17 protein-coding genes are annotated in these 20,158 nt (G+C 68.5%); 8 read left to right on the top strand and 9 right to left on the bottom strand.

Features of this window, described 5'->3' with window-relative positions; translation table 11 throughout:
* Positions 1-23 precede the first annotated feature (23 nt).
* Entirely contained in the window at positions 24-1,121 is a 1,098-nt protein-coding gene (gene hpaD / locus ACIPVK_RS10290) for a 3,4-dihydroxyphenylacetate 2,3-dioxygenase (protein WP_407611879.1), read from the top strand.
* A 112-nt stretch (positions 1,122-1,233) separates the two neighbouring features.
* On the opposite strand, the gene ACIPVK_RS10285 is transcribed toward hpaD, so the two are convergent.
* The gene (locus tag ACIPVK_RS10285) at positions 1,234-1,794 is read right to left on the bottom strand and encodes a dihydrofolate reductase family protein (protein ID WP_407611878.1); all 561 of its coding nucleotides are present in this window, start codon (positions 1,792-1,794) and stop codon (positions 1,234-1,236) included.
* 105 nt (positions 1,795-1,899) lie between these two features.
* Positions 1,900-2,442, bottom strand: a complete 543-nt coding sequence (locus ACIPVK_RS10280; protein WP_407611945.1) for a VanZ family protein — start codon at positions 2,440-2,442, stop codon at positions 1,900-1,902.
* A 183-nt stretch (positions 2,443-2,625) separates the two neighbouring features.
* Between ACIPVK_RS10280 and ACIPVK_RS10275 the strand changes: the two genes are divergently transcribed.
* The 3 genes from ACIPVK_RS10275 to ACIPVK_RS10265 all read left to right on the top strand — a co-directional run bounded on the left by ACIPVK_RS10275 (position 2,626) and on the right by ACIPVK_RS10265 (position 7,104).
* Positions 2,626-3,321 (top strand): phosphoribosyltransferase, encoded by a 696-nt coding sequence (locus ACIPVK_RS10275; RefSeq protein ID WP_407611877.1) that lies wholly within the window; start codon positions 2,626-2,628, stop codon positions 3,319-3,321.
* A 465-nt stretch (positions 3,322-3,786) separates the two neighbouring features.
* Positions 3,787-6,297: a beta-glucosidase family protein gene (locus ACIPVK_RS10270; protein ID WP_407611876.1), complete on the top strand. Its 2,511-nt coding sequence runs from the start codon at positions 3,787-3,789 to the stop codon at positions 6,295-6,297.
* A gap of 546 nt (positions 6,298-6,843) precedes the next feature.
* A complete protein-coding gene (locus ACIPVK_RS10265) occupies positions 6,844-7,104 on the top strand; it encodes a GlsB/YeaQ/YmgE family stress response membrane protein (protein ID WP_407611875.1) in 261 nt (86 codons plus the stop codon).
* 90 nt (positions 7,105-7,194) lie between these two features.
* Here ACIPVK_RS10265 and ACIPVK_RS10260 read toward each other — a convergent pair whose 3' ends face one another.
* Positions 7,195-7,737 (bottom strand): META domain-containing protein, encoded by a 543-nt coding sequence (locus ACIPVK_RS10260; protein ID WP_407611874.1) that lies wholly within the window; start codon positions 7,735-7,737, stop codon positions 7,195-7,197.
* A gap of 100 nt (positions 7,738-7,837) precedes the next feature.
* Between ACIPVK_RS10260 and ACIPVK_RS10255 the strand changes: the two genes are divergently transcribed.
* Positions 7,838-8,506: a phosphoribosyltransferase gene (locus ACIPVK_RS10255; protein WP_407611873.1), complete on the top strand. Its 669-nt coding sequence runs from the start codon at positions 7,838-7,840 to the stop codon at positions 8,504-8,506.
* 144 nt (positions 8,507-8,650) lie between these two features.
* Here the strand turns inward: ACIPVK_RS10255 and ACIPVK_RS10250 are convergent, their stop codons facing one another.
* From ACIPVK_RS10250 to ACIPVK_RS10240, 3 genes are all read right to left on the bottom strand, one after another.
* Positions 8,651-10,021 carry an MFS transporter gene (locus ACIPVK_RS10250; protein WP_407611872.1) on the bottom strand — a complete coding sequence of 457 codons (1,371 nt, stop codon included), beginning with the start codon at positions 10,019-10,021 and terminating at the stop codon, positions 8,651-8,653.
* A 209-nt stretch (positions 10,022-10,230) separates the two neighbouring features.
* Positions 10,231-11,682 carry a 4-hydroxyphenylacetate 3-monooxygenase, oxygenase component gene (gene hpaB, locus ACIPVK_RS10245; RefSeq protein WP_407611871.1) on the bottom strand — a complete coding sequence of 484 codons (1,452 nt, stop codon included), beginning with the start codon at positions 11,680-11,682 and terminating at the stop codon, positions 10,231-10,233.
* Between the two features lie 50 nt (positions 11,683-11,732).
* Positions 11,733-12,272, bottom strand: a complete 540-nt coding sequence (locus ACIPVK_RS10240; protein WP_407611870.1) for a flavin reductase family protein — start codon at positions 12,270-12,272, stop codon at positions 11,733-11,735.
* Between the two features lie 180 nt (positions 12,273-12,452).
* Here ACIPVK_RS10240 and ACIPVK_RS10235 point away from each other — a divergent pair, with 180 nt between their 5' ends.
* On the top strand, positions 12,453-13,169 hold the full coding sequence (locus ACIPVK_RS10235; protein ID WP_407611869.1) for an IclR family transcriptional regulator: 717 nt from the start codon (positions 12,453-12,455) through the stop codon (positions 13,167-13,169).
* 87 nt (positions 13,170-13,256) lie between these two features.
* Here ACIPVK_RS10235 and ACIPVK_RS10230 read toward each other — a convergent pair whose 3' ends face one another.
* From ACIPVK_RS10230 to ACIPVK_RS10220, 3 genes are all read right to left on the bottom strand, one after another.
* The gene (locus ACIPVK_RS10230) at positions 13,257-14,528 is read right to left on the bottom strand and encodes an MFS transporter (protein ID WP_407611868.1); all 1,272 of its coding nucleotides are present in this window, start codon (positions 14,526-14,528) and stop codon (positions 13,257-13,259) included.
* Positions 14,529-14,635: 107 nt separating this feature from the next.
* Positions 14,636-17,755 carry an AAA family ATPase gene (locus ACIPVK_RS10225; protein ID WP_407611867.1) on the bottom strand — a complete coding sequence of 1,040 codons (3,120 nt, stop codon included), beginning with the start codon at positions 17,753-17,755 and terminating at the stop codon, positions 14,636-14,638.
* Positions 17,752-18,918, bottom strand: a complete 1,167-nt coding sequence (locus ACIPVK_RS10220) for an exonuclease SbcCD subunit D (protein ID WP_407611866.1) — start codon at positions 18,916-18,918, stop codon at positions 17,752-17,754. Before ACIPVK_RS10220 ends, ACIPVK_RS10225 begins: the two co-directional genes overlap by 4 nt.
* 77 nt (positions 18,919-18,995) lie before the next feature.
* On the opposite strand from ACIPVK_RS10220, the gene ACIPVK_RS10215 reads away from it, so the two are divergent.
* Both ACIPVK_RS10215 and ACIPVK_RS10210 read left to right on the top strand, forming a co-directional pair.
* Complete coding sequence (locus tag ACIPVK_RS10215; RefSeq protein ID WP_407611865.1) at positions 18,996-19,967, top strand: ADP-ribosylglycohydrolase family protein; 972 nt, start codon at positions 18,996-18,998, stop codon at positions 19,965-19,967.
* Positions 19,968-19,977: 10 nt separating this feature from the next.
* The coding region (locus tag ACIPVK_RS10210) for a hypothetical protein (protein ID WP_407611864.1) at positions 19,978-20,158 on the top strand (181 nt) is incomplete at its 3' end.

Here is a 20,158-nt window from a genome sequence, read left to right as displayed (position 1 = left end):
TTTTTTCCGCAAAGGAGCGAATCATGTCCAACGTCATCCCCAAGCCCTCCGTCCCGGCCCCCGATATCCTGCGCTGCGCGTACATGGAAATCGTGGTCACCGACCTGGCAAAGTCCCGTGCCTTCTACGTGGACCTGCTCGGCCTGCACGTGTCCTACGAGGACGACAAGCAGATCTACCTGCGTTCCTTCGAGGAGTTCATCCACCACAACCTGGTGCTGACCCTCGGCCCGATTGCGGCGGTTGCTGCGTTCTCCTACCGCGTGCGCTCCAACGCCGACGTCGACGCCGCCGAGGCGTACTACAAGGAACTGGGTTGCCGCACCGAGCGCCGCACCGAAGGCTTCGTGCGCGGCATCGGCGACTCGGTCCGCGTGGAGGACCCGCTGGGCTTCCCGTACGAGTTCTTCTTCGAGACCGAGCACGTCGAACGCCTGCACCAGCGCTACGACATCTACTCCCCGGGCGAACTGGTCCGCCTGGACCACTTCAACCAGGTCACCCCGGATGTCCCGCGCGGCCGGAAGTACCTCGAGGACCTGGGCTTCCGCGTCACCGAGGACATCCAGGACGACCAGGGCGTCACCTACGCCGCCTGGATGCACCGCAAGGGCACCGTGCACGACACCGCCCTGACCGGCGGCGACGGCCCGCGCATGCACCACGTTGCCTTCTCCACCCACGAGAAGCACAACATCATCCAGATCTGCGACAAGATGGGCGCGCTGCGCATGTCCGACCGCATCGAGCGCGGCCCCGGACGCCACGGCGTCTCCAACGCGTTCTACCTCTACATCCTGGATCCCGATGACCACCGCATCGAGATCTACACCCAGGACTACTACACCGGCGACCCGGACAACCCGGTCATCACCTGGGACGTGCACGACAACCAGCGCCGCGACTGGTGGGGCAACCCCGTTGTCCCGTCCTGGTACACCGAAGCCTCCCTGGTCCTGGACCTGGACGGCAAGCCGCAGGACGTCGTCGAGCGCACCCACTCCTCGGAGATGGAGGTGACCGTCGGAGCCGACGGCTTCTCCTACACCCGCGCACCGGGTGACGCACTGACCGGCGATCCGGGCGAGGAAGTCGGCTTCAAGATGGGCCACCAGCTCTAGGCCCTCTCGACCCGCATGCGCCCTGGCGCATGAAGTGGGCCGGTGTCCGTGCGCATCATCAATCCGATGGTGCGCACGGCCACCGGCCCCTTCTGCGTTACGGCTCCTCGGGTCAGTGCCTCACGGCGTACCGCAGGAAGACCATGCCGTTGGCGAAGCGGCGCTCGTCCAGCAGCTCAAGCGGTTGCCTGACGCCGTCGGGGAACATCCGTTTGCCGCCCCCGACGAGCATCGGCGCAACGAAGACCTGGCACTCGTCGATCAGGTTCGCGCGCCAGGCCGATGCCGCCACGTCGGCGCCGGAGATGCCGAGGTCTTGACCCGCCTCCGCCTTGATGCCCCGAACGAGATCGGGGTCAAAGCTGCGCTCGATCCGTGTGCGCTTCGTGGACACCGATTCCAGGGTGCGCGAGAACACAACTTTGTCGGCCCCCTGCCATATGCGGGCAAATTCGGCATTACCGGGAGACAGCGCGGCGAAGGAGGGATCGGTCTCCCAGACACTCATCATTTCGTACATGGTGCGCCCATAGAGGTACGTGCCCACCTCGCGCTCGATCCCGTTGATGACGTCAATAACCTCCTCACCCGGATAGGCCCAGTCAAAGCCCCCTGCCTCGTCGGCAATGTAGCCGTCCAACGATGCGAGGAACGTGTAGATCAACTTGGACATGGTGCTCCCTTCCGGGGGTGCCCGCACGGGCGCCCGAACCTGCCTCTGGTTCGCTTGAAACACGGCGAGCCGTGGACCCGATGCTACTCCCCGGACCCTGTGAAGTCAGCGCGCCGGCGAAGCGACCGCGGCAGCCATCTTGCTGGCCAAAAGTCCTGCCGTCGCTGCACCGATCGCGCTGCCAAGACCGGCCCAGATGACGTCATCCAGGCTCGACACGCGCCCCAAGTCCAGCGCGAATTGCAGCACCTCGATGCAGATGGCCAGGACCAGACACCGCACGACCACCTTGGACAGCGCGGATCCGGCCACCAGCTTCATGATGAAACCACCCACCGCAAACATCGCCACGTTCGCCAGGGATTCCACCAGGTTTGAGTTCCCCGCCCCGAGGCCGGTGCCAAAGGTGTGGACGAGGGGAACCAACGAAATGGTGCGCTCCTGCAGCGCTCCCCCGGCCCGGGGCATGAGCGTCACCAGGCAAACCCCCAGCAGCCAACAGGAAAGCAGCCATGTGCCCGCCACGGACTTCCAGCTCCGCGTCGCGTTCCTGATCGCGCGATAATTCACGGCCAGGACGACCGCCGCGACGAACACCGAACCGACCAAAAGGAACGGAACAAGCTCGGCAAAGCTCCTGAATAGCATCGTCACGTGCGTAATTCCCATTCTGACCAGTGGATAAGCAAGGTGGTACCGGCCTCGAGCGTAGTTGCGTGCTCGTTGCGGCGGCAAACCGGCGAGGAGCCCGCCCGCGCACTCGCGGCGTGAGCAGGGGCGTTGGCCGCAGGCGCTCTTCACTCCCGCCCGGAACCCGAGCACACTGGATGCATGGGCAGGGAATCGGGGCCGCAGTTCCAGGACCGGGCACAGGCAGGCGCCCTGCTCGGCAGGGTCCTTGTCGACCACGGCGTGGATCGGCGGTCCGTGGTGCTGGGGCTGCTGCGTGGCGGCGTGCCGGTGGCCGCCGCGCTGGCCAGGCAGCTGGGCGCCGAGCTCGGAGCCCTTGCCGTGCGCAAGCTCGGGGTGCCGGGCCACCAGGAGGTCGCCTTCGGGGCCATCGCCTCCTACCGTTCCCGGCGCGGCAGGTACCTGGTGCCGTGGACGCACCGACACGCCCTCGACCTGGATCCGGCCGCCGACCTGGAGGAGGTCGAAAACCGCGCCGCCGCCGAACTCGACCGGCTGGCCGAGCTTTTCGCCGACTTCGCGCCGGATCTGGCCGGACGCGCCGTCGTGCTGTGCGACGACGGGCTGGCCACCGGGGCCACGATGCTTGCGGCGCTGGACGTCGTGGCCCAAAACGGAGCCGCGGAAACCATCGTTGCGGTCCCCGTTGCGCCGCGCGACCGGGTGCGTTCCATGACGGGGGCATCGACCCTCATCGCCCTGTATGCACCTCGGGACTTTTCCGCAGTCGGCGCCCACTATGCCAACTTTTCGCAGGTCAACGAGGAAGAAGTGGAAAAGCTCCTGCGCGAGGCACGGGATGCGCGGAATTCCCTGGACTCCAAAGGCCCCGACTAGGCCATGTCGCCCTACGGGAAAAACCGGATGACGACGGCGTAGACGACGCGGCATGCACGGTACGTCGGTGCGAGCAGGTGGTACCGGGTGGCGATTCCGCACCATTTCTTGAAGCGATTGAAGGATCTTCCCATCCATGTTGCGGCCATTGTGGGTTTCGGACTCCCAGCTCAACGGGCGCCCGCCGCGTGGTCCGCGGCGTCTGCGGTGTCCGATCTGGTCAGTGGGTTCCGGAATTGCCGTTTCGATGCGCCGACCGCGCAGCAGTGACCGGTTCGCCCGGGACCGGGGAGGGGAATGCCCAGGGCAACTAAAGGCAATTTGTTGTCCTGGTGCTACCAGGCGGTGAAGCATGTCGTGTGACGCACGTCGCTTTTCAGCAGGCTCGCCGCTATACAGCGACCGTGGCCGTTGGGCGTGGCACCCCCGCACCCTCATCCTCTGATAGGTCGAAGGAGACCATATATGACAAGCCGAACGCGTAACCGCAGACTCGGGCTGTTGGCGCTGGCTGCGGCGGTGCCGCTGGCGCTCGGCGCCGCTGGCATCGCCGTTGCCGACCCCGCCGCGTCGGATAGTTCGGCGGTGGCTGCCGCCGAACTGCCGTGGATGAATACCGCGCTGGCGCCCGAAGAGCGCTCGGCGCTGCTGCTCGAAGCCCTGACGCTGGATCAGAAGCTGCAGCAACTAACAGGTGCCCACCCTGAAATCCTCCCGGACCTGCCCGAGTGCTACGGCGCCCGGCACGTCACCGGGATTGCCGAACTGGCCGTTCCGACCCTGCGCATCACCAATGGCCCTGTGGGTGTGGGTCAGAATGATTGTGTCGACCCAGCACTGGCCACCGATCCCAACGCCTCTCCGTGGGCGGCCTACACGGACCCTTCGTCGGCAAAGGCGACGGCGCTGCCCTCTGCCACATCGGTCGCCGCGTCCTTCGATCCGGCGGTCGCCTCGATGTTTGGCGATGTAATCGGCACCGAGATGAAGAACCTCGGCCTGCATGTGTTCGAAGCCCCCGGCTTGAACATGGCCCGCTTGCCGGTCCTCGGCCGCAACTTCGAATACTTCGGCGAGGACCCCTACCTCACCGGCATCATGGGCGTTGCCGAGACGCAGGCCGTCCAGGACCACGGCCTGATCGCCATGGCAAAGCACTTCGTTGCCAACGAGCAGGAAACGAACCGGATGACGATCCAGGAGACCATCGATGAACGCACGCTGCACGAGATGTACCTGCTGCCGTTCGAGATGGCCGTCAAGGACGGCGATGTTGGCTCCATCATGTGTGCGTACAACTACGTCAACGGCGTCTCCTCCTGCGAGAACGATTACATCTTGAACGACGTCCTGCGGGACCAGTGGGGCTTCAAGGGCTATGTCCAGTCCGACTTCTTCGCCACCAAGAGCACCGTTGACACGCTGCTCGGCGGCCTGGACCACATGATGCCTGTCCCGCAGCAGTGGGCACCCGAACTGCTAACCGCCGCGCTCGACGCCGGCGACCTGCAGGTATCCGATATCGACACCGCCCTGGACCGGCGCTACGTCCAGATGTTCAAGTACGGCATCTTCGACCGGCCGCTTGAGCAGACCCCGATTGACTATGCGGCCGGCGGCGAGAAGGCCCGCGAGATCGGCACCAAGGGTGCCGTGCTGCTGCAGAACAATGGCGCACTGCCGATCGATTCCTCCGTGGAGGAGATTGTGGTGATCGGCAAGGCATCGCAGGTCTATGCCCAGCAGGCGGTGGCCGGCGGCGTGAAGGTCGGTGAGCCGATGGGCGCGGGCGGCGGCAGCTCCGACGTCGTTCCCGACTACACGGTCTCCCCCGTGGACGGCATCAAGAACGTGCTGGGCAACCTGGGCAACGCCGAGGCGAAGGTCAAGCTGGTCCTCGTCGACGACGCAAACGCCAACGCCACGGTTGACGGCGAGAAAATCACTTTCGAGGAGGCACTAGACGAGGCCCGGAACGCCGACAACGTGGTGATGATGGCCGGAACGATCTCCGAGGAAGGCGCCGACCGGACGACATTCACGGATACCTCCGGCAAGGAGCGCGCAGCCGTTGGCGACGATCTGGACTGGTACGCAGCCCTGCCGAACAAGATTGCAACCGACGATGGCGAAAACCCCGCGAAAAACAGCAACACGGTGGCGATGATCAAGGCTGTCATGCAGGCCGCGCCGTCCATGGCGGAGAAGACGTCCCTGGTCCTGAAGGACAACGCGGGCGTCGCCATGGATCCCGCACTCGTGGGTGAAACCGGTCCGGCCATTCTTGAAGCATGGTTCCCCGGCCAGGAAGACGGCAACATCGTCGCGGACCTCCTGTTCGGCGTCGAGAACCCGTCCGGCAAGTCTCCTGTCACCTACCCGTACACGGGCAAGGGGTTCATGGACAGCGCCTCGGTGTTGCAGTTCCCCGGCGAGATCATCGACGGCAAACAAACCGTCGAGTACACCGAGAAGCTCAACGTCGGCTACCGCTGGTACGACTCCAACGTCAGCGGAGATTGCGAAGTCGCTGACGACGGCTCCAACTCCTGCGTGGCGTTCCCGTTCGGCCACGGCCTCTCGTACTCGGAGTTCAAGACCTCGAAGCTTACGGTGACGCCGCGGGTGTCCGACGGGACCCGGCCGATCAAGGTCCAGTTCTTCGTCGAGAACACCGGGGACGTGGCCGGCACCGAAGTGCCCCAGGTCTACCTCGGCCTCCCGGGCTCGGCAAACGAGCCGCCCAAGCGCCTGGTCGGCTTTGAAAAGGTGGAGCTGCAGCCGGGAGAGAAGAAGCGCGTACAGATCACCATCGATCCGGACGCGTCCAACCATCCGCTCTCGGTCTGGGATGCCGACGCGGACTCGTGGTCCACACCGACCGGAGAGTTCGAAGTCCGCGTGGGCAGCTCCTCGGGTGACGTGGCGCTGACCGAGACCGTTGAGGTCCGCACGGCCGGGACGCCCGCGGACTGACGGAGTTCCACCGAATCAACAGCGGCGGACCGTCGGACCCTTGCCGGTCCGGCGGTCTGCAGCTGTCATGTGGTTTTTCTCGCCACGCGAAAGGTCTGCTCCAGGGGAACGTGCGCGGCGCGACGATCGCCTGACTCGTGGGCGCTGGCGGCAGCCCCATCATCGTCCGCCTCGGGTGCGTCGGACTCACCACCGTGACCGACGTGCGCACCAAAGACAAGGCCGACGTCACCCGCCGAGGTCCGCTCGACTTGCATCCGGTGGCGTGTCACCACCTGCCGTTGCCGGAGAGCATCAGCTGGGGAATGCCGGAGGACGGGCGTCTGCCGTCGGCGGCCCTGGACCTGGACCTGCCCAAGGTTTGCACTCCTGCGCAGAGATCGCGGCATCGCCATCGCCCGCGGAGCGGATCCCGGTCCGGCATCCCCGCACCGCGCCCATTGCCCCCGGCAGGCGCGAGACGTAAATTGTTGCACAAGAGGACCACCCGCCGACCGCGCCCACCGGACGCAAGCCCGGGTATCCGATGCATCGAAGGGGAATTCGATGGGTTTGCTCGGCTGGATCATCTTGGGGCTCATCGTCGGCGCCCTGGTCAAGAACATCATGCCCGGCCGCGTCAAGCGTGGTTGGCCCACCTCGCTGCTCCTGGGGGTGGCCGGCGCCGTCGTCGGCGGCTGGCTTGGCAGCCTCATCTTCAACACCGGGCTGGGCGGGTTCTTCAACCTGCGCACCTGGGTCCTTTCGATCCTGGGCGCCGTGCTGGTTGCCGGGGTCTACGGGGCCATCCGCCAGCGGCGCACCTAGGGCCGATGACAAAGCCGGACCCACCGGGGAACGGGATGCTCGTGGCGCGGCCCGGGGCCCCGCCACGCAGATTCGGTCCGTTGCCTGGAATCAGCCGGCCACGTTGATGCGCGGCAACGTGCCGATGCCCTTGCCGTCCTTGTCCGTGACCCGCAGGGTTTCGCCGTCCACGGTCACGAACCTTGCACGCGAGAGCCAGGTGTCCATCCCGGGACAGCCGATCAACGTCCTGGCCACGTCCCGCAGCTCGATTCCCTGCCCGGACCCGGCCCACGTGCCGGTGAGCGAATTGCAGCCGTCATGGCCGTTGAACCGCCCCTTGGGGGCGAACCACAGCACCGGGGATCCCTCCGTGGCCCCGCCCCACTGGCCAATCACCGCGGCGTCCGTGTCGGTTCCACCGGTGTCCCCGCTCGCTGTCACCTCTGGCGGGGCGGTCGGCGCCGACACCGACGGTGCCGGCACGATCGGTAGCGTTCCCGACTCCGGCAAACCGCTTCCGGCGGTCGGGCCGTGGCGTTCCACGTGCAGGGACATGGTGGCCTCGGTGCTTTCTGCACCCGGACCCGTCGAACATGCGGCCAGCGCAAAGGCCGTCACCGGTACCAGGATCAGGGCCATCGGTCGCCTCATGCTCACATGGTAGCCGCAATAATCGGCTTTTGGCCTGCAAAGTGGCGCCAGATCGTGGCTGGGCTCCCCCGCCGCCGCGCCCTGGTGCAGACTTAGTGACATGACACCCGAACACATTGCCCCCACCCGGTTCTCGGACCGCACGGCCGCCGGCGAATTCCTGGCGAGCGACCTGCAAAAGTACGCGCAGGACCCCAACGCCTTGGTGCTGGGCCTGTTGCGCGGCGGCATCCAGGTGGCGGCCGAGATCGCCGCGCGGCTGGGGCTTGAACTGGACGCGCTGGCGGTGCGCCGGCTGGTGATGCCCGAACGCACCGACATCGCCTTCGCCGCCTTGGCCGCCTACGGCGAGCACACCTCCCTGAAGTACATCGAGGGGGTCTGGGACTCGGCGCGGTTGCGCTTCGAGAGGGAGATCCTCGACGGGGTGGAGACCGCTGCGCGGAAGGAGCTGGACGAGCTGAGGGCCCTGCTGGTGGGCGAGTCCGTCCTGCCCGTCGCCGGGCGCACCGTCATCCTGGTCGACGAGGGGGTCGCCAGCGGGGCAACCATGCTGGCAGCGGTGGAATTGATGCGCGAGGCCGGCGCCGGGCGCATCGTGGTGGCCGTGCCGGTTGCCCCGGCGGTGGCGCTGAAGGAAATCGAGCCGCTGGTCGACGAAGTCGTTTGTGCCATCACCCCCAGGGTGTTCCACACCGTCAGCGCCTTCTACTCGCGCTTCGACTCGCTCGCCGACTACGAGATCCTCGCCCTGGTCCCCCGCCGCTAGGGTTCCAGCGCCGCTGCCCGTTGGGCGGGACATTCACCTCCCGACAAGACAAAAGCGGGGCCGGCCGGTTCCTTGCCACCTCGCCTGAGGGGAAAGGAACCGGTCGGCCCCGCGTTCATGGCGACTGCGCGCCGGGATTGGTGCCTAGGCGTGCTGGCCCCGGTGCTTGGCGTCGTGTTCCGCCTGCAGCTCCGGATCGACGTCCTCGACGTGCAGGTTGTTGCCCTTGGTCTCGCCGACCCAGATCACTGCCGCCATCGAAATGAGGGTGAGCACCATGATGTAGATGGCGATCGAGCCGGACCAGCCGGTGCGCTGGAGCAGGATCTGTGCCACGGTGGACGCAAAGGCGCCGCCCAGGATCGCGCCAAGGGCGTAGCCGATCGAGATGCCCGAATAGCGGATGTGCGCCGGGAACATCTCGGCGTACATGGCCGACTGCGGGCCGTAGGACAGGCCCAGGCCGACGGTCAGGATGAAGATCGAGACGCCGTAGAGGAAAACGCTGCCGGTGTCGATGATCAAGAACATCGGGATCATCCAGACAAAGACGATGCCGTAGCCGATCAGGAAGGTGTTCCGGCGACCCAGGTGGTCCGAGAGCCAGCCGCCGACCAGGGTGAAGATCAGCCAGCCGACCGAGCCGATGGTGGTGGCCAGGAGCACCGGGGCGGCGGGCATGCCCAGCACCTTGGTGGTGTAGGCGATGAAGAACGCGATGACCAGGTAGCCGGCGGCGTTGTTCGAGATGAAGATCAGGGCCGCCTGGATGACTTCCTTGGTGTTTGTCTGGAAGAGCTGCTTCAGCGGGGTGTGCTCCGAGGCCTTGCGCAGCGCGAGCTGCTTGAAGATCGGGGACTCCTCGACGGCCTTGCGGATCAGGTAGCCGACCACGATCAGAACCACCGAGAGCAGGAACGGGATGCGCCAGCCCCAGGCCGCGAACTGTTCCGGGGTCATGGAGGTGCGCAGGAGGTAGAGCATGCCCGTGGCAATGATCATGCCGATCGGGACGCCGATCTGCGGGTAGGCGCCAAAGTAGCCGCGGCGGTTCACCGGGGCGTGCTCGACGGCCATCAACGCCGCGCCGCCCCATTCGCCGCCGGCGGAGAAGCCCTGGATGATGCGCAGCAGCACCAGCAGGATCGGCGCCCACAGGCCGATGGAGGCATAGGTGGGCAGCAGGCCGATCAGCGCGGTGGCCGCACCCATCAGGATCAGCGTGGCGACCAGGATGCGCTTGCGTCCGTACTTGTCCCCCAGGTGGCCGGCAACGATGGCGCCCAACGGGCGGAAGAGGAAGGAAATGCCGATCATGGCGAAGGCCAGGATCTGTCCCAGGCCCGGGTTGGAAACGCTCAACGGCTGCAGGAAGAGCGGGGTCAGCAGGGTCGCGGTGAGCTGGGCAAAGATGAAGAAGTCGTACCACTCGATGGTGGTGCCGACCAGCGTGCCGGCAAGCACGCGACGTTCCTCGGAACGTTTGCTGCTGGCCGGAAGGGGTAAGGAAGCCATGGGAGAACTCCAGCGTTCGGCGCTTCGCGCGGTGTGAGTGTGAACCGACCGTTCGGACGGTAAAGTGCTGTGGCCATCATAACCCATGAACGTGACTTCACTCACGCCACTTCGGCAGCAGGATTTCCTTTCCCGCCTGCGCCGGGGGCGCCTGACGCTTGCGCTCCGCCACGCCAGCGCGCCGGCACCGGGTTCCAGGGCGCGGCTCCTCACTGGTCCCGGGCCAGGAAATCACGCACGCGCGCCCTCACCGGTTCGCGGTCGTAGCCGTTGACCATCGCCCCGGCCATGCGCACCGGATCCCCAAAGAAGAAGTACTCGTAGAGGGCCTGGCGGCCGGAAAACCCGGTGATCGAGGCGTCGTAAGCCAGCTTGAACAGCCGGATCCGCTCGGGCCCGGTCAGGTTCTTGCCCTGCAGGTACGTGGCGATGTCCTCCCCGGCGACCTCCAGGTCCCCCTGGCCGGGCAGGGCCATCAGGCCCGAGGCGCAGAACTTCCGGATGATCTCCGGGAAGCGCTGGGAGATCTTCGGGTACCAGTTGCGGGCGGCGTTCAGCGTTTCCCAGTGCGGCAGCAACACCCCGTCGACACTGGGGGCCGCCTGCGCCTCGGCCGCGACGACCAGCGCCTTGCCGATTTCCACGTTGCGGATCAGCTCCGCCAGGTCCTCCTGGATGTGCGCGAAGCCGTCGATGCCGATGGCCCCGGCGATCTCCGAGGCCAGGCCCAGGTAGAACTCGGACTTGGCGACGGTGCGGGTGACGACCTGGTGCGTCATCAGCGCCCCGGCACCGGTCTCGGCATACCAGGCGTTGCACAGTTCCGGGCGGCCAAGCATGAAGATGCGTTCGTTGGGGATGAACACGTTGTCGAACACCACGACCGCGTCGATCTCGTCGAAGCGGGCGGCCAGCGGCTCGTCGTGCGTGTTGCCCCCGTTGTGCAGCCCGGTGCGGCAGAGGTAGCGCAGCCCCGGCGCGTCGTTGGGCACCGCCACGGCGAAGGAGTAGGGCGCGTCCTCGGGGGTGCCGCGCAGCACGGTGGAGGGGAATACCAGCAACTCGTCGGCGATCGGGGCGACGGTGGCGAGCATCCGGGCCCCGCTGATGACGACGCCGTCCGCGCGCTCCTCGATGATGCGCGCGGTGAGCTGTCCGCCCATCTGCTCGGAGCCGGAGACCGAGCGGTTGACCTGCGGCGGGATCAGGGTGTGCGTGGCCAGCAGGTCGTTCTCGCGGGCGAACTCGTAGTAAGCCTCGATGCGCTCACCGAACACCGGGTCCGCCTGGGCGAAAAACGTCTTGGCGGTGGCCAGCGCCGTGAGGGCGGAGTTCATGTAGTCGGCGGTGCGGCCCAGAAAGCCGTTGGAGTACTCGGCCCAGGTGGCGGTTGCGGCCCGGCGTTGGGCCAGGTCCTGCGGCGTGCGCGGCACCAGGAACGAGGCGTTGACCAGTTCCCCGGAGGTGGGCGAGACATAGGTCAGCGCTTCCCGGTGCTCCGGCTCGTGCTGCATGTCGTAGAGCCTCGCGTAGGTGAGCGCGAGCTGCCTGAAGGCGGGGTGCCGGGTCAGGTTCTCGGAAACCACCTCCCCGTCGATGACCAGGTGCGGGCGCATCGCGTCCAGCTTGGCGAGGAACTGTGCCCCGGTTCTGATGCCCATTTTCATGACCCCTTTTGCGTGGTGGCGGTGCTTCGGTTGCGACGTTGGCCCTAGAGCAGCTCCTCGACGCCGAGGTGGCGTTCGGGGATGGTGGTGAAGAACCCGTTGGCGAAGGCCAGGGCGTCGCCCCGGCGGTAGTTGAAGTCCCGGACCTCTCCCAGGTAGAGCGTGTGGTCCCCGCCGTCGTAGGCGGCCCACGGGGTGCAGGAGAAATAGGCGAGCACGCCCGCCAGGCGCGGGGCGGTGGCGCCTTCGATCCAGGCCGGTTCGTGCGAGGGCCGGCCGGCGAAGTGCAGGGCGAGGTCTTTTTGCTCGGCGCCCAGGATGTTCACGGTGAAGGGCCGGTTGGCCAGCTCGTCGTGGGCCCTGGACTTCCGGGCAATGGACACCAGCACCAGGGGCGGGTCCATGGAGACCGAGGTGAACGAGTTCACCGTGATGCCGTGGCGCTTGCTTGGCCCGTCAAACGTCACAATGGCCACGCCGGTGGCAAAACGACCCAGGCTGCCGCGGAAATGTGGCAACGTGGAGGCGTCGATCCGGCGCGGGACACCACCCTCGGCAATTTCGTCCTTGCCCGGGACGATCATGGCGTGCCCCTGCTTCCCGCTCCCGCCCGACCCTCGCATTCACGCGGAAAATGTTCTAATATCGAACGAGCAGTTCCAATAGAGAATTGTATTTGCACCATAGCCCAGCACGGGTTGACCCACAACCCCCGCGGGCCATGCCCCGAAGAGCGAACCCACCGAAGGACGGCACCAGCCCCCATGACCGCCACCAGCACCACCGCCCCGGCGTCGCAGACACTCTCCCGCGGCATCCGCATGCTGGAGATCCTGGCCGAGGCCAACGGGCCCATGACCATCGCCGAGCTCGCCGAGGACCTGGGCGTGCACCGCTCGATCGCCTACCGGATCCTGCGCACGCTGGAATCCCACCGGCTGGTCACCCGCGACGAGTCCGGCCGGGTGCACGGCGCCCCGGGGCTTGCGGTGCTGGCCAGCAGCGTGCAGCGGGACCTGCAGAGCGCGGCGCTTCCGGAACTGACATTGCTGGCCAACGAGCTGAAGATGTGCGCCTTCATCGCCGTGTGGGACCAGCCCGACTGCACCACGCTGGTCACGGTGGAGCCGCGCCACGTGCATGCCGCGGTGGTGCAGCGCCCGGGCTCGCGCCACCCCTTCGGCCACGGCGCGCCGGGCATTGCCATGCAGTCAACGCTTACCCAGGCGCAGTGGGAGGCGCTGAACCACGAGACGCCGTACCGGCAGATCGCCTCCGAGGCCCGCACCCTGGGCTACGCCACCAGCATCGACGAGGTCATCCCGGGGCTTTCCTCGGTCGCGGCGCCCATTGCGGTGCCGGGGCAGCTCCCGGCGGCGGTCGCCGTCGTCTACAGCACCGGGTCCCGGACGAACGAGGTTGCCGCCATCGGCGCCCGGCTGAAGGCGGCTGCCCGCGCCATCGAGGCGGAGCTGGGCTGAGTTCCCCGGGGAATACGACAAGCGGGCGGTGGACTGGAGGGATTTCCCCTTCCAAGTCACCGCCCGCTTTTGCACCAGGTGCTTTTGCTAGGAGCGCGGGCCGGTGCCGAGCATCATCGACCGGCGCTGGATGGTGCGCAGGATCGCCATCGCGATGCCTGCGGCCAGCAACAGGCCGGCGGCCCCGGCTGCCACCGCGTAGGCGCCGGCATATCCGTGCGAGTCGGCGAGCAACCCTGCCAGGGAATTGCCGATCGCCGTGCCCACCACGATGCCCGAGGACAGCAGCGTCATGACCGTGGAGAGTCGCTGCGGCGGGGCGATTTCCCCGCCGAGGGTGAAAACGGTGACCAGGATCGGGCCGACCGGAATGCCGACCAGCAGCAGGGCCGCAATCATCGGGACCAGTTCCCCGGGCAGCTGCAGCGCCAGGGCGGCGGGGACCATGAAGATCGCCGCGGCAAGCCAGCGGCTGGCCTGCGGCCATCCGCCGGGCCAGAAGGCGACGGAGAGCGCGGCGATCGCGGAGGTGAGTCCGACGGCAGCGTAGAGCAGCCCGCCGATGTTCGCGTTGCCCAGCTCACCGGCAAAAGCCAGGGTGCCGGCGGCGCTGGAGCCAAAGAAGGTGCCCATGCCGATCATCCCGAGGACCGCGAGGCCGATCCCTGTCAGCTGGTGGGCGGTGAGCCTGACCTTCACGGCGTTCCTCACCGCCGGCACCACGGCCTTTTCGGTGCGGTGCACGGCGAAGAGCGGCACCAGGACCAGGGTGAGCGCCGCGGCGATGGCCAGCGGGAGCCAGGGAGCGACCAGAGCCGCGAACAGGCCCACAGCGGCGGGGCCGAGCACAAAGCCCAGCTCGTCGACCATCGACTCGTAGCTCAGGGCGGCGGACAGCTCGCGCCCCCCGGACTCGCGCTTGCGGGTTAGCGCCATCCAGCGCACGCGGGCCAGCGGGCCGACCTGCGGGCCGGTGGCCCCGGCCAGGACCGCCAGCAGCACGATGACGCCCAGGGGCGCCAGTTCCCCGGCGCCGCCGAACCACAGCAGCGCGGTGATGAGCAGGGACTGGAGCACGGCCACGGGCAGCAGCACGCGGCGCTGGCCGAGCCGGTCGGAGAGGTAGCCGATGGTGGGTCCGCCGACGGCCGAGCCGAGGCCGACCATGGCCGCGGCCATGCCGCCGGCGGCGTAGGAGCCGGTCGAGTCGATCAATAGGGTCATCGAGCCGATGGTCAGCATGGCCAGGGGCAGGCGGGCGAAGAAGCCCAGCGGGAAGAAGGCCCAGCCGACCAGCGGCGGAAGCGCCGCATAGGGTGAGGAAGGGGCTGCGGACTTGTTGGGAACGGTGTTGGTCATGGCGATGCCGGGTACTCCACATACATGCGTGTAGCGTCCCTGCCTCCCGCTACACAGAACCCTTTGCAGACACCAGCCAGTCTATCCGAGGCCCGCAAGGGCGGTGCTCACACCCCGACCTGCAGCGACACTGTCGAGCCGTTGCGGCCCTTGTGGACGTTCAGCCGGGTGGCGATGCGCTGCTTCATGTCCGCCACGTGCGAGACCACCCCGATCACCCGCCCGCCGCTGCGCAGCGTTTCCAGGGCGTCCATGACCTGTTCCAGGGTCTCGCCGTCCAGCGAGCCGAAGCCCTCGTCGACGAAGAGCGTCTCGATGTCGATGCCGCCGCTTTGCTGCTGGATCACGTCGGCCAGGCCCAGCGCGAGTGAAAGCGAGGCCATGAAGGACTCCCCGCCCGAGAGCGTCTGGGTGTCTCGCCTGATGCCGGTCCAGGCGTCGAGGATCTGCAGGCCCAGGCCCGACTTGTTGTTCCCGCGCGGGGTGTCGTCGTGGACCAGGGAGTAGCGCTGCCCGGTCATCAGCAGCAGGCGCGCCGTGGCGGCCAGCGCGACGGACTCCAGCCGGGCCGCGAGCACGTAGGTGCTCAGCGTCATCTTCAGCCGGTTCTCCCCCGCGCCGCGGGCCAGCTCGGCGATGGCCTTCAGCGTGGCGTAGCGCTCGAGCACCGGCCCGGCTTCCTTCGCGAGGGCGGCGAGCTTGTCCAGTGCCGCCTCCAGGCGTGCGGCGTAGCTGGTGAGCACCGCGTCGCGGGCCAGCAGCGAGTCGCGTGCCGCGGCCGCATCCGCCACGGATTGTTGCGCGGCGGCGTGTTCGTCCTCGCCGGGTGCCAGGATGCCGTCGGCGACCTCCGTGCGGGCCAGTTCGATGCCGGGCGCCTCGGCGAGCGTCTTGATGCGCACGGCCTCGTCGTTGTGTTCGCGCACGCGCCGTTGCTCGGCAGTGCGCCGGGCATCGTCGAGCAGCAGTGCGTTCCAGGCGGCGGTGTCTGCGACCCCGATGCCTGCGAGCTTCCCTGCCCACAGCCCGTTTGCGGCATCCGCGTTGGCTGTCGCGCTCGCACTTGTGTGCACGGCGGCGGCCAGCGCCTCCAGGGCTGTGGCGGCGGCGCCGAGGATCACGTGGCGTTCGGCCAGGGTCTGCCCGTCCCGGCCGAGCTTGGCCAGGCGCGCCTCAAGCCGCAGCGCCTTGGCCTCCTCGGCATCCCGCTTGGCCGCGGCGACTTCCAGCTCCATGGCGGACGCCGCCAGTGCCGCCTTCAGGGTTTCGAGTTCGGTCTCCGCCCGGTGCACCGCCTGTTGCGCGGCGGCGGCCTCGGTGCCGGAGGCCAGCGCACGGGCGTGCGCCTCGGTTGCCGCCGCAAGTTCAGCTGCGGCCTCGTCCGCGCCGAGTTCCCCGATCTTGCCGCGGGACACATCGAGCGCCTGGTTGGCATTCTTCAACGCGCCCTGGTGTTTTTCCTCGGTCTTTTCCGCCGCGGCCAGCTGGTCCTGCGCGGCCTCGATGTCCTCCGGTGCCACGAACTCCCCCTCGGGCAGCGAGGCGGGTTCCGGGTGGCTGGTGGATCCGCAGACCAGGCAGGCGTCGCCGTCGACAAGTTCCTGGGCCAGCGCGGCGGCCGACTGCTCGAGGCGAAGGGTGATCAGCGCGGAGACCCTTTCGCGGGCCTCCAGGCTCTGCGTGCGTGCCTCATTCCAGGTGGTGTGCGCGGTTGCCTGCGCCTTTTCGGCCCGGGTGCGGGCGAGCACCGCGTCGCGGCGCTCGGTGGCGTGCTGCACCGCGGCCTGGAGGGCCGGGACGGATTGGTCCAGCACGGCCAGTTCCGCGTGCCGCGTGCGCAGGGCCGGGAGTTCTTGGTCGATCTGCCCGATGCGCCCGGTCCGCTCGGACTGCTGGGCGGAGCCGGTTTCGATGCCCGCCGCCAGGCCCAGGATGCCGTCGCGGACCTGTTCCAGCTCGGCTTCTTCCGGCAGCGCCGCCTCGATGAGGGCGGCCGCGGCGCGGGAGGACTTCGCGGCCTCGCGCGCGTGCACGCCGAGGGATTCGAGCACGCTGGGATCGGGGTCCGCGGTGCGCGTCCGCTCCAGCAGGTCCCCGGCTCCCGGGTCTTGGGCCGCCAGGGACTCGTGGGCCTCTCCGGTGTCCACGGCGGAGGCGGCCGCGCGGAGGGCATGGTGTGCCGCGTCGGCCTTGGCCCGGGCGTCTGAAAGTTGCTGGTGGTAGGGGTGGAGCCCGACGGCGCGTGAGTCGGCCTCCAGCAGCGCCCCGAGTTCGGCGATCTGCTCGGCGCGGGACTCGTGGGCCGCGCGCAGGGTGCCGAGTTCGGCGAGCTGGCGGTGCCGGGTGGCCCGCTCCTCCAGGGCCGTCCGGGATTTCTGCGCCCCGGCGAGCGCGGCGTCGGCGAGCGTGCGTGACTGGGCGAGCCCGGCACGCAGCTCGGCCACGCGCCGGCGCAGCACGTCACCGAGCTCGGCGCTTTCCCCGGAGTCCAGATGTCCGCGGGCTTCGGGCGGCAGTCCGACCTCCCCGTCACCGTCCTCGGCGTCGTAGAGCGTGGAAGTCGCATCGGCGACCAGCGTCTGAAGGGTGGAGGCGCGGGCGCGCTCGGCGTCCTCGGCCTCGGCGCGGGCGGCGTTCAGCCGCTCGCCCAGGATCCGCTCGGTCATTGCGTACTCGGTGGTGTCGAAGAGCGAGCGCAGCAGGTCCTCGCGGTCCTTGTCCTTGGCGCGCAGGAACGCGGCGAAGGCGCCCTGGGGCAGCATCGCGACCTTGGTGAACTGTTCCTTGTCCAGGCCCAGGATCTCGCGCAGCGTGTCGCCGACCTCGTCGTTGCGGGTGGACTTCTCCACCCAGGCACCGCCGATGCGCTCGCGCAGCCGGCTTTGCGCCTGCGCGGTGGTGAAACCGTTCTTGCTGCGTGCCGAGGGCCGCTCCCATGCGGGCGAGCGGGTGACCTCGAAGCGCCGGCCCCCGGTGGAGAATTCGCAGATGACCTCCGGGACCGCGGCGGGCCCGGCGTGGTCGCTGCGCAGCGACTTGCTGCCGGTGCGCACCCCCGGCAGGGAGCCGTAGAGTGCGTAGCAGATCCCGTCGAGCACGCTGGTCTTCCCCGCCCCGGTCTCCCCGTTGAGCAGGAAGATCCCCGCCTCGGAGAGCGCGTCGAAGTCGATGGACGCGCGCTTGGCGAAGGGGCCGAAGGCCTCCAGCTGCAGCGAGTGGACCCTCATGCCTGCACCTTCTCGCTCTTGACCTGCGCCAGGACCGAGGCCACCAGGTCCTCCTCGGCATCGCTCAGGGGACGGCGCCTCACGTGCTCGACGAACCCGGCGCAGACCTCCACCGGCGAGGCCGCGGCCGCCAGCCGGTCGGCGTAGGAGTGGTGCGTGTCCTCCTGGCGGTCCTCGGGCTCGAAGTTCAGCACCAGGGTGTCCGGGAAGCGGGTGCGCAGCCGCTCCATGGCCCCGGCGGGGCGGTGCGTGTCGGTCAGCGTGACCTGGCACCAGGCGTCCTGCGCGGAGGCGTATTGCGGCTCGGTGAGCAGCTCCTCGATCCTGCCCTTGAGGATGCGCAGCTCCTTGGCCGCAGGCCAGTCGATGCCGCGCACCTCCGCCAGCCCGTCGGGCCCGACCTCCAGCAGCCAGGAGCCCTTGCGGTGCCCGGCCTCGGAGAAGGAATACGGGATCGGGGAACCGGAGTAGCGGATGTGTTCGGCGAGCTGCTGCCGGCCGTGCAGGTGGCCCAGGGCCGCATAGGTGAAGTCGGAGAAGTAGCTGGTGGGCACGATGTCCAGCCCGCCGATGCTCAGCTCGCGCTCCGAGTCCGAGGCCGCGCCGCCGGCGGCGAAGACGTGCGCCAGCACGATGCCGTGCACGGGCGCCGCGGAGGCCCCCTGCCGTGCCGCCAGGTCCGTGCGCACCTTGTCCAGTGCCGCGTGGATGACCGGCGGGTGCCCGGGTTCGGTGACCTCCAGGGCCTCGGCGACCATGCGCGGCTCCAGGTAGGGCAGGCCGTAGACAGCCACCGCAAAGCCGTCGGCATCAAAGACCGCCGGCCGCCCGATGTCCGCCAGCGAGGTGCGCAGGTGCAGCCCGGCGTGCTCCAGCAGCGCGGAGCCAAAGCCCAGGCGCAGGGCCGAGTCGTGGTTGCCGCTGGTGATGACCATCTGCACCCCGGTGGCCCGCAGCCTCACCAGGGACTCGTCGAACAGCTTCACGGCGTCGACGCTTGGCAGCGCCCGGTCATACACGTCCCCGGAAACCAGGAGCAGGTCCACCTTCTCGGCCTCGATGGTGTCGATGAGCCGGTCCACGAAGTCGCGCTGGGCCGCCAGCAGCGAGGCCCCGTGGAAGGAACGGCCCAGGTGCCAGTCGGAAGTGTGCAGGATACGCATGGGTTCCACATTAGCCAGCGTTGCCCACGGGTTGGTATTCGCGCCGGGAGCCTGTGGACAGCAACTAGACTGGGACGGTGAGTGAATCAACTGATCAGTACGCGCTTCCCGCCGAATTTTCCGACCGCGTCTTCGGCGTGCTGCTGGCCGTGGCCGACGGTGCCGCCCATGCCCGCGACGGCCAGGACCCCGGCGAAACCGAGACCCTTGCCCTCTACCTGCTCGACGGTTTGCTCGAGGCCCTGGAATGGGCCCACGAGGGCGTCGCCTCCGACGAGGCCGCCTGCATGTGGCTGGCCGGACTGCGCTGGTACAAGCTGGTGAACAAGTCCTTCCCGGCCGGGGCCCCCGAGCCGCAACCGCGCTGGATCGACGAGGCGTTCGACGGCGCCCCCGCCTTCGCCCCGGGCGACAGCCAGAACCTGCTGGCGCTCACCAACCCCGACATGTCCTCGGTGGGCCGCCCGGCATTCGCGCAGGCCGACACCACCGGCGTGCTCACCCGGGCCGCGTTCGTGGCGCTGCTGCCGCGGGTCGACGAGGCGACCACGGCCAAGATCGCCACCGACGCCGCCGCGCTGACCCACGGGTCCCCGTCCGCGCACCGCGCCGCCGGGGTCGCGGCACTGGTGGTGCGCGCCGCCCTGGAATCCGGGACCGACTCGATGGGCCGCTGGGCCGAGCTGGTGAAGGAATTCGCGGTCGAAGCACCCGCAGTCGAGGAGCACGACGACTCAGACGCCGAGGCCGGGGGGCACGAAGACACAGAGCCCGAGGGCAGCGAACGGGACACCACGGCCGGGGCCGGACTGGTCCGGGCCGTCAGGCTGGTCACCGCCGCACTGGCGAACACCGAACCGAAGGCCGCCTACGACGCGCTCTTCGAGTCCCTGGGCGAGGAGCCCGACACCGAGACCGCGGCCTACGCCACGGCACTGCTGGCCGCCGTGCAGGGCACCGACGCGGTGGCCCACCGCCCGGCCTCGGAAATCGACCCGATCCTTGACGCCATGCACGAGCGCTGGGTCAAGGTCACCGTCGGAGAGTAGCCAAGCCCCGATGCCGGCCGCACCCCTGGACGCCGCGCACCATCCGGTCCGTTCCGCGGCCCGGGTGGTGCGCGGCGTCTTTGCTAGGGCCCCGTTCACCGCGGTGCTCTGGTTGGTGGTGCTGGGCGGCGGCGTGGCCACCGGCGCGCTGAGCGGCAGCGTCGGACACGAGCCCTGGTTCGCCGCGCTGT

Origin of the sequence: Paeniglutamicibacter sp. MACA_103 (assembly GCF_045798555.1) — a bacterium.
Taxonomy (GTDB): domain Bacteria; phylum Actinomycetota; class Actinomycetes; order Actinomycetales; family Micrococcaceae; genus Paeniglutamicibacter.
Note: the sequence above shows the minus strand (reverse complement) of the source record. Positions and strands in the feature narration are given on the sequence as shown.